This is a genomic window from Delftia sp. K82, from assembly GCF_002193035.1.
In the GTDB taxonomy this organism is placed as follows: Bacteria; Pseudomonadota; Gammaproteobacteria; order Burkholderiales; family Burkholderiaceae_C; genus Comamonas; species Comamonas acidovorans.
Genome location: NZ_MYFL01000004.1, coordinates 575364 through 586345, shown reverse-complemented (window position 1 = coordinate 586345; position 10982 = coordinate 575364). Strand labels below are relative to the sequence as shown.

1 protein-coding gene is annotated in these 10982 nt (G+C 62.5%); it reads right to left on the bottom strand.

Annotation, left to right across the window (positions count from 1 at the left end; genetic code table 11):
• A partial coding sequence (locus KDK82_RS26100; protein WP_256974557.1) for an invasin domain 3-containing protein occupies window positions 1-10360 on the bottom strand: 10360 nt, incomplete at its 3' end.
• Window positions 10361-10982 lie beyond the last annotated feature (622 nt).

Genomic DNA, 10982 nt, shown 5'->3' with positions numbered 1-10982 from the left:
AGGTGTTGGGCGTGCAGGTCGCACTGGCCACGTTTGCGCCGGTCGGCACGCCCGTGATGCTGATACCCGCAGGCACAAGGTCCTTGATGGTCACGCTGTTGGCAGGGCCGAAGGCACTGGCGGCGTTGGACACGGAGAACGCGTAGTTGAACGCAGTCCCCACAGCCAGGCTACCCGGGTTGGCCTTGGTGACTGTCAGCGCTGGCGTACCCGGCGTGACTGGAGTAACCGGCGTGGAAGCGCAGTCTGTTGTGCACCCTGCCGTCGGATTGACCGGGCTGATGCCGCCCGACGGATCGTAGGAAGCCGTGTTCGTGCTCGAGCCCACAGCCGTCGGTACAGCCGGCAGATTGAAGCTGGTGTTGCCACCGGCCGCCACTGCCGCAGTGAAGTTCACCGTACACGTCAGCACGGAGCTGCCATTGCCCGCAAACGGGAAGGTGTTGGGCGTGCAGGTCGCACTGGCCACATTTGCACCAGTCGGCACGCCCGTGATGCTGATCCCCGCAGGCACCAAATCCTTGATGGTCACGCTGGTGGCAGGGCCGAAGGCTCCAGCCGCATTCGCTACCGTGAAGGCGTAGTTGAACGGCGTGCCCACGGCCAGGCTGCCGGGATTGGCCTTGGTGACTGTCAGCGCAGGAGTACCAGGGGTCACCGGCGTGGAAGGCGTCGATGCGCAATCCGTCGTGCAACCTGCCGTCGGATTGACGGGGTTGATGCCGCCCGACGGATCGTAGGAGGCCGTGTTGGTGCTCGAACCCACAGCCGTCGGAACAGCCGGCAGGTTGAAGCTGGTGCTGCCACCGGCTGCGACCGAGGTCGTGAAGTTCACCGTACACATCAGGACGGCGCTGCCATTGCCCGCAAACGGGAAGGCGTTGGGTGTGCAGGTCGCACTGGCCACGTTCGCACCAGTCGGCACGCCCGTGATGCTGATGCCTGCAGGCACCAAGTCCTTGATGGTCACGCTGGTGGCGGGACCAAAGGCACTGGCCGCATTCGCTACCGTGAAGGCGTAGTTGAACGCAGTCCCCACAGCCAAGCTGCCGGGGTTGGCCTTGCTGACCGTCAGCGTGGGCGAACCAGGGTTGACTGGGGTGGCGGGCGTCGACGAGCAGTCCGTCGTGCAACCTGCCGTCGGATTGACCGGGCTGGTACCACCGGACGGATCATAGGAAGCCGTGTTCGTGCTCGAACCCACAGCCGTCGGAACAGCCGGCAGGTTGAAGCTGGTGGTGCTGCCCGCCGCCACCGGTGTGGTGAAGCTCACCGTACACGTCAGCACGGAACTGCCGTTACCCGCAAACGGGAAGGTGTTGGGCGCGCAGGTCGCGCTGGCCACGTTTGCACCAGTCGGCACTCCCGTGATGCTGATGCCCGCAGGCACCAGGTCCTTGATAGTCACGCTGGTGGCAGGGCCGAAGGCTCCAGCCGCATTCGCTACCGTGAAGGCGTAGTTGAAAGGCGTGCCTACAGCCAGGGTACCGGGGTTGGCCTTGGTGACCGTCAACGCTGGCGTGCCAGGCGTGACCGGTGTGGTGGGTGTCGACGCGCAATCCGTCGTGCAACCGGCCGTCGGATTGACCGGACTGATTCCGCCCGACGGATCGTAGGAGGCAGTGTTCGTGCTCGAGCCCACCGCCGTCGGCACAGCCGGCAGGTTGAAGCTGGTGTTGCCACCCGCTGCGACCGAAGCCGTGAAGTTCACCGTGCAAGTCAGCACGGAGCTGCCGTTACCCGCAAACGGGAAGGTGTTGGGCGTGCAGGTCGCGCTGGCCACGTTTGCACCAGTCGGCACGCCCGTGATGCTGATACCCGCAGGCACCAGGTCTTTGATGGTCACGCTGGTGGCGGGACCGAAGGCACTGGCGGCGTTGGACACGGAGAACGCGTAGTTGAACGCAGTTCCCACAGCCAGGCTGCCCGGGTTGGCCTTGGTGACCGTCAGCGCTGGCGTACCCGGCGTGACTGGAGTCACCGGTGTGGAAGCGCAGTCTGTCGTGCACCCTGCCGTCGGATTGACGGGGCTGATGCCACCCGCCGGATCGTAGGAGGCCGTGTTGGTGCTCGAGCCCACCGCCGTCGGAACAGCTGGCAGGTTGAAGCTGCTGTTGCCGCCAGCCGCCACCGGCGTGGTGAAGCTCACCGTACACGTCAGCACGGAGCTGCCATTGCCCACGAAGGGGAAGGTGTTGGGCGTGCAGGTCGCACTGGCCACGTTTGCACCGGTCGGCACACCCGTGATGCTGATGCCTGCCGGCACCAGGTCCTTGATGGTCACGCTGTTGGCGGGGCCGAAGGCACCGGCAGCGTTGGACACGGAGAACGCGTAGTTGAACGCAGTCCCCACAGCCAGGCTACCCGGGTTGGCCTTGGTAACCGTCAGCGCAGGCGTGCCTGGCGTGACCGGAGTTACCGGTGTGGAAGCGCAGTCTGTCGTACACCCTGCCGTCGGATTGACGGGGCTGATGCCACCCGACGGATCGTAGGAAGCCGTGTTGGTGCTCGAGCCCACCACCGTCGGCACAGCCGGCAGGTTGAAGCTGGTGTTGCCACCGGCCGCCACTGCCGCAGTGAAGTTCACCGTGCAAGTCAGCACGGAGCTGCCGTTACCCGCAAACGGGAAGGTGTTAGGCGTGCAGGTCGCACTGGCCACGTTTGCGCCGGTCGGCACACCCGTGATGCTGATGCCTGCCGGCACCAGGTCCTTGATGGTCACGCTGTTGGCGGGACCGAAGGCACTGGCGGCATTGGACACGGAGAACGCGTAGTTGAAGGGCGTACCCACAGCCAAGCTGCCAGGGTTGGCCTTGGTAACCGTCAGCGCAGGCGTGCCAGGGGTTACCGGCGTGGAAGGCGTCGATGCGCAATCCGTCGTGCAACCGGCCGTCGGATTGACGGGGCTGATGCCACCCGACGGATCGTAGGAGGCCGTGTTGGTGCTCGAACCCACAGCCGTCGGAACAGCTGGCAGGTTGAAGCTGGTGTTGCCACCGGCTGCGACCGAGGTCGTGAAGTTCACCGTGCACGTCAGGACAGTGCTGCCATTGCCCGTGAACGGGAAGGTGTTGGGCTTGGGCGAGCAGTCCACACTGGACACGTTCGCGCCTGTCGGCGCACCCGTGATGCGGATCCCCGCAGGCACCAGATCCTTGATGGTCACGCTGCTGGCAGGACCGAAGGCACTCGCTGCATTCGCTACCGTGAAGGTGTAATTGAAGGGCGAACCTACGGCCAAGCTGCCCGGGTTGGCCTTGGTGACCGTCAACGCAGGCGTGCCAGGGGTCACAGGCGTGGAAGGCGTCGATGCGCAATCCGTCGTGCAACCCGCCGTCGGATTGACGGGGTTGATGCCGCCCGACGGATCGTAGGAGGCTGTGTTCGTGCTCGAACCCACAGCCGTCGGCACAGCCGGCAGGTTGAAGCTGGTGTTGCCACCGGCCGCCACTGCCGCAGTGAAGTTCACCGTACACGTCAGCACAGAGCTGCCGTTACCCGCAAACGGGAAGGTGTTGGGCGTGCAGGTCGCGCTGGCCACGTTTGCGCCGGTCGGCACACCCGTGATGCTGATGCCTGCCGGCACCAGGTCCTTGATGGTCACGCTGGTGGCGGGACCAAACGCTCCAGCCGCATTCGCTACCGCGAAGGCGTAGTTGAAGGGCGTGCCCACAGCCAGGCTGCCGGGGTTGGCCTTGGTGACTGTCAGCGCAGGCGTGCCAGGAGTGACTGGAGTCACCGGTGTGGAAGCGCAGTCTGTCGTGCAACCAGCCGTCGGATTGACCGGGCTGATGCCGCCCGACGGATCGTAGGAGGCCGTGTTCGTGCTCGAACCCACAGCCGTCGGCACAGCTGGCAGGTTGAAGCTGCTGTTGCTGCCAGCCGCCACCGGCGTGGTGAAGCTCACCGTACACGTCAGCACGGAGCTGCCGTTACCCGCAAACGGGAAGGTGTTGGGCGTGCAGGTCGCGCTGGCCACGTTCGCGCCGGTCGGCACTCCCGTGATGCTGATGCCTGCGGGCACCAGATCCTTGATGGTAACGCTGGTGGCGGGACCAAACGCTCCAGCCGCATTCGCTACCGTGAAGGCGTAGTTGAACGGCGTGCCCACCGCCAGGCTGCCTGGGTTGGCCTTGGTGACCGTCAGCGCAGGAGTACCAGGGGTCACCGGCGTGGAAGGCGTCGATGCGCAATCCGTCGTACACCCCGCCGTCGGATTGACCGGGCTGATGCCGCCCGATGGATCGTAGGAGGCCGTGTTCGTGCTCGAGCCCACCGCCGTCGGCACAGCCGGCAGATTGAAGCTGCTGTTGCCACCGGCCGCCACCGGCGTGGTGAAGCTCACCGTGCAAGACAGGATCGCCGTGCCATTGCCCACGAAGGGGAAGGTGTTGGGCGTGCAGGTCGCGCTGGCCACGTTTGCACCAGTCGGCACGCCCGTGATGCTGATACCCGCAGGCACCAAATCCTTGATGGTCACGCTGGTGGCAGGGCCGAAGGCTCCAGCCGCATTCGCTACCGTGAAGGCGTAGTTGAACGGCGTGCCCACGGCCAGGCTGCCGGGATTGGCCTTGGTGACTGTCAGCGCAGGAGTACCAGGGGTCACCGGCGTGGAAGGCGTCGATGCGCAATCCGTCGTGCAACCCGCCGTCGGATTGACGGGGTTGATGCCGCCCGACGGATCGTAGGAGGCCGTGTTGGTGCTCGAACCCACAGCCGTCGGAACAGCCGGCAGGTTGAAGCTGGTGCTGCCACCGGCTGCGACCGAGGTCGTGAAGTTCACCGTACACGTCAGGACGGCGCTGCCATTGCCCGCAAACGGGAAGGCGTTGGGTGTGCAGGTCGCACTGGCCACGTTCGCACCAGTCGGCACGCCCGTGATGCTGATGCCTGCAGGCACCAAGTCCTTGATGGTCACGCTGGTGGCGGGACCAAAGGCACTGGCCGCATTCGCTACCGTGAAGGCGTAGTTGAACGCAGTCCCCACAGCCAAGCTGCCGGGGTTGGCCTTGCTGACCGCCAGCGTGGGCGAACCAGGGTTGACTGGGGTGGCGGGCGTCGACGAGCAGTCCGTCGTGCAACCTGCCGTCGGATTGACCGGGCTGGTACCACCGGACGGATCATAGGAAGCCGTGTTCGTGCTCGAACCCACAGCCGTCGGAACAGCCGGCAGGTTGAAGCTGGTGTTGCCACCGGCTGCGACCGAAGCCGTGAAGTTCACCGTGCACGTCAGGACAGTGCTGCCATTGCCCGTAAACGGGAAGGTGTTGGGCTTGGGCGAGCAGTCCACACTGGCCACGTTCGCACCTGTCGGCGCACCCGTGATGCGGATACCTGCAGGCACCAGATCCTTGATGGTCACGCTGGTTGCAGGACCGAGGGCGCTCGCCGCATTCGCTACCGTGAAGGTGTAGTTGAAGGGCGAACCTACGGCCAGGCTGCCTGGGTTGGCCTTGGTGACACTGAGGTTCACCACGCTCACAAAATGAATTTGTGCGGCGCTTGGCGAATACGCGTTTGCCCCCACGGTGAACGTGCCACCCAGGGTTCCGGCAGGAATGCTGGTGGCGATGCTGTAGGTACCACTTGCTGTGCTGGTGGCAGTGATCGAGCAGATGCCCAAAGTTGCGCCGCTTGTTCCAGTGGTGCAAGTGGCTGACGCGCCGTCCGCGCCACCGTTCAGCTTCACGCCGGGAGTACCGGCAAAGGTCACGACCTCGCCGCCCTTGGGGTTGCCACCGGCATCGCGCACATACGCTTCCACCACATCGGTTGCCGTGCCATTTGCAGCCGCGTTGTCGCTCACGACACGCAGGCCCGAATTGCTTGCCGAGGCATTGCCGGCGACAAAGGCCATCGATTGCGGGCTGTTGCCGATGGCAACTGCCCCCACCGTGGCGGCAGCCGAGTAAGTCGATGCGGTCACGCTGGTGAACGACACCGAGCAGGTCGCCGCCGCACCAGCAGTCGTGCAGCTGGCGGTGGCAGGTGCCGCTCCGGCGGGCGTCACGCTGAAGTTCACGGCAACGCCGGTGACCGGATTGCCGAACGCATCCTTGGTGACCACGGAAACGACGTCCTGGCCGCCGCCGGCTGCCTGGTTGTTCACATCGACCGACATGGTCGAATTGGCGGGATCGACGGCACCTGCCGTAAAGACATAGGCAGCCGTCGCACCGTACGTATTGCCACCGGAGCTGACGCCGCTGCCGCTCAATGCGCCGCTCGCGATGCTTGCGCCGGAAGTGTAGGAACCCGCGACGGTTGTCTTGGCGGTGACCTGGCAGGTACCGGCCGCATTGGTGGTGCAGGTACCGCTGAAGGTGATGTTTGCGGTGGGAGAGAACGTGACAACGCTTCCGACCACCGGATTGCCGTTGACATCTCCCACAAACGCTTCAAGCACATCTGTCGCCGAGCCATTGGCCGTGACCGGACTGCTGACGGTACGCACCCCCGACCTGGCGGGGTCGGCGGCATTGGCCGTGAAGTTGATCACGGCCGGACTGCCATTTGCCACGCTCTGGGTGGTGGTGCCGTTGTTGTCCGTGGCTGTGAAGCTCGCCGCACCCGCCACGGTGGATGTCACCGTGATGGAGCAGCGCGCTGGATTCGCATTGGCCGCAATCGTGCAGGAAGTTGCCGACGGCGTGCCGGCGCCGGTATGGACAAAGCCGATGGTGTGGGCGACCGTATCGACGGTTGCATTGCCATTGGCGTCCTGCAGTGCAACGGTCACCGTGCCGGTGCTCGTACCGTCGGCCATCACCGAGAGCGGCGTAGCACTGAGCAGATTGCCACTGGCTGTATTGCTGGGCGGCCCGGCAATGAAGTTGACCGATACCGGACTGCCATTGCTCACGGCCGTTCCATTGTCCGTTGCCGTGAAACTTGCGGTGCCAACCGTGGCCGATTTCACCGTCACGGAGCAGGTGGCCGGATTGGCGTTGGCCGCGATCGTGCACGTGGGTGCGGCCGGCGTGGTCGTGCCCACGCCCGTTTTGGTGAAGACAATCGTGTGCGCCACCGTATCCGTGGCGGGATTGCCATTGGCATCGCGCAGGGCCACGCTGATCGAACTCGTGGCAGTGTTGTCTGCGAAAACGCTGAGCGGACTGGCACTGATCAGGTTTCCATTCGCGCCATTGCTGGGCGGGCCGGCCGTGTAGTTCACCACAGCCGTAGCCGTGGCGGCCGAGCCATTGATGGTGAAGCCAAAGGTGCCACTGCCGACTGCGGTAGGTGCCGTGACGGTTGCCGTGTACACCCCTGCGCTGCACGACCCCGCGCCGACCGCAGGCGAGCCCTGTGTTCCGCTGTTCAGCGTGAAGGCCACCGTATTGGCACAGGTCGCAATCGAATTGCCTGACGCATCCTTGAGCTGCGCCGTCAATGTGCTGGTTGCGGTGCCACTGGCAATGATCGAGGTCGGACTCGCAACGATGGTCGAGGCGCTGGTACTTGGCGGACCCGCCGTGTAGCTCACTGAAGCCGTAGCAACTGCGGCAGAGCCGTTGATGGTGAATCCGAAGATCCCGCTGCCGACGGCCGTGGGCGATGTGACGGTGCCCGTATAGATGCCGGCGGTACATGAGGCCGCACCCACATTGGGCGTTCCCTGCGTTCCGCCGTTCAGGGTGAATGCCACGGTGTTCGTGCAGGTGTTGATCGGATTGCTGCTGGCATCGACCAGTTGCACGCGCAGCACGCTGGTGGAGCTGCCGTTGGCCACGATCGATGCCGGTGTGGCGACTATCGTGGATGCACTCGTGCTCGGCGTTGCAGCCGCGTAGGAGACCGTTGCGGTGGCAACAGCCGCAGACCCGTTGATGGTGAACCCGAAGGTGCCGCTGCCGACCAGCACCGGCGATGTCACCGTCCCCGTGTACATGCCGGCACTGCAGCCCGTGACGCTGACGGCAGGAACGCCTTGCGTCCCCGCATTGAGGGTGAAGGCCACCGTATCGGTACAGGTGGTGACAAGGTTGCCTAAAGCATCCTTCAACTGCACGGCCAAGGTGCTGGTGGAGACGCCGTTGGCCGCAATCGATGGCGGACTCGCGGCGATTTCAGACCCGCTCGTGCTGGCCGGCAGCCCGGTGAAGCTGTAAGCAACCGGCGAAGGCTGATAGGTCACTGCGCCAGATACCGGACTTCCACCCAATGGAAGATTGGAGAACGTGGCACCAGCGACTGACGACGACAAGGTCACGGGTGTCGTGAATGTTCCGGCGACACTGCTGCTGGCATTGATGGGAGACGCGCACTTTCCGCTGGAGTTGGTCGTGCAGCTGACTGCGGCGGAGCTGCCATTGAACGTGACACCTGCAGGCGGCGCTGCGAAGGTGACGGTGTCACTGCCCCCCGTCCAGGCATTGCCTTGGCCGTCAACAATGTAGACCTCCAGCAAGTCGCTGCTGCCGACAGGTTGATTGTTGGTCGTCGCCAGAACGCCGGATTTCAGGGCACAGGGAAAACCGGTGACGCTTGCAGCCGTTGAAAGCTGCGAGGTCTGGGCTCCGCCGGAATTGCTGTCCGTCACTGTGACTCGCACCTGGCCGCTGAGATACGAAGGAACGGTCAGCGTTCCCGAGGCTCCGGCCATGGTTTCGGAGCCCAGATAGACCTGCGCATCGTTGACGCCCGCGCCGGTCGGCGACCAAAAGGCTTCCACCGTATACGGTGCCGGCTCGCTCGCATTGGCATTTGCCGTGATATTGAATGTCCAGGTGCAGGCGGCAGTGTCACTGGCGCCAACGCCAAGGGTGGGGGTCCATCCGGTTTGTCCATTGGCCGTCGTCAGCAAACTGATGCCTGAGTTTGCAGCCACAGGCACGGAAAACAGCGTGTTCTGAGAAATCTTGAAGAAATCACGCGTAGTGATACGGATGGCACTTCTCGACTGGCTTGTCATCTTGTTGTTGCCAATCAACCCTGGTGCCGTACCCGTACCACCGATATTCACCCCGTCCCCGCCGCCAGTGAAGTTGTTATCGGTCACCGTCACTACCTGCGTCGTGCCTGAGGCTGCCGTATTCACCGTTGATGCCGACACATGCATTGGCGATGAAGCGGTATAGGCGGCAATAGGCAGCGAGAAGGTATTACCCGTCACGGCAAGACCGATTCCATTGTCTAGGTTGATCGCTCCATCAACCGTCACCACGGCCCTGGGCGCATTTCCACCAGTCGGGCTCAGTGCGATATTCGAATTTTTGATCGTCAATCCGTTGACGGTCATGTTCGACATGACCTGGAAAAACTGCTCGAGCTGCATTCCCCCGATAGGGTTGGGCAGATTCGTTACCGTGAAATTATCGACAACGATGTTGGAAACCGTGCCTGTACCGTTGCTTGCGGCAACGGAAATGGCCGAGCCCCTGTTATTGCCGAAATTTCCATTCCATATCGCGGAATTGATCGTGCTATTGGTAAAGAATACGTTTTGTGCGCCTTGATGAATCTCCGCGTACAGCTCGCAGTTGAACGGCGTCCCCTCTCCCGCAGGAGTTGGAGCCACATTCACCAGGCCGACGCGATCAATGGTGACATTGTTCGCCGGGGAGCCAACGACGAATACTGCTTCGCCACAGGTCATGTTGGGCGAATTGGTGAGCGTGATGTTCTTCCCACCAAGATAAAAAGTTTCCCAGGGGGAGTCCGCCCAGTTCTGGACTTGTATGACTCCCCCGAAATCGATGGTCAATGAGCCCGTGCCGGCTGGCACGGTGCCTTTGAGCCAGTACCAGGCACCACCGGCACCAGTGGTGGTGCCCGTATCGCCGCCGCTGATCATCTGGGTTTGACCACAGGCATTGGTGGCTCCCGTCACGGCGCCGGACTGAGCGCCGCTGACGAATGTATTGGCACAGCGCACGTAAACCGTCTGATTGTCGACATACGGATGGAGGTTTCCCGCCGCATCCTTGGATGTCCCGCTCTGTATGGTTCGCACCGACGTGGTCAGTGTCGGTGCAAAGACGATGGAAACATCGGCACTCGGATCCAGCGTTTGCAGCGTGTAGTTGGCTGCCTGAATGGCCGCTCGCAGCGTACATGCGCCAGCAAAGGTACCCCCCAGCGTGCTGACACAGGTGGTTGGTGTCGTTGCATTGGCATTTGGAGCGTCGCTGTTGTCGGTGACCGTGAAAACGATGGTCGCCGCGAGTGCCGTGGATGAAATACCGGCGCACGAAAGCAGCAGCAACGAGAACAAGTACCTCGCTGCACGCCATTTTCGTAAAAACACCGAACCAAGCAGGCGATCAAGAACGCGCATGATATTCCCCATTTTTTCAAGGAAATCAGACAGGAAAATATTTTCCCCAATGGCAATGGCCATCAGTTGTACCCAGCGCATTTGCATCGCCGCACCTCGGATAGTTCTATTTGAGTCAAGAACTCACAACTCACCTTGCAACCGGTGACATTGGAAGTAACAGGGTTTCGCGCAGATCCTGCGCGTCAATCAAAAAAGGTGGATTTCCATCAGCGCTTGCGCACTGCTCCATTGCCCATTGAGCCGGGCACACCTTCAGCCGGGTTTGCGATGCAAATCATTTTTTTCCTCCCTCAACGAACCATATTCACCGTGCTTGTATTTTTTCCAGTGGCGGGCCAGTTTCCATAGACCTTCACCTGTGCAACGGTAAGTCGCCTATCCGACAGATATACAACCCATGGTTACCCCATGGAGGTTCAATCGATCAGAACATGCGCTGTCAAACCACCACACATACCGATAGGCTAAATCATGTTTTTTTCTATTTCAATAGTTTTTTTCATGAGCCCGAAGGTTTACACCAGCGTTACGAGGGCGGCTCTTGAGCGAATTAGGGAATACCCTGAATCAGCCACACCACATGCAGGTGGCAACTGGTGATATCCCCAGTACAACTGGAACTGGCTCCGCAAGCCACATAGAATCGCCCCTGCAGGAGAGCAGGCGGGCACCACGGTGCCGAGCCTCACCGAAGGCGCAA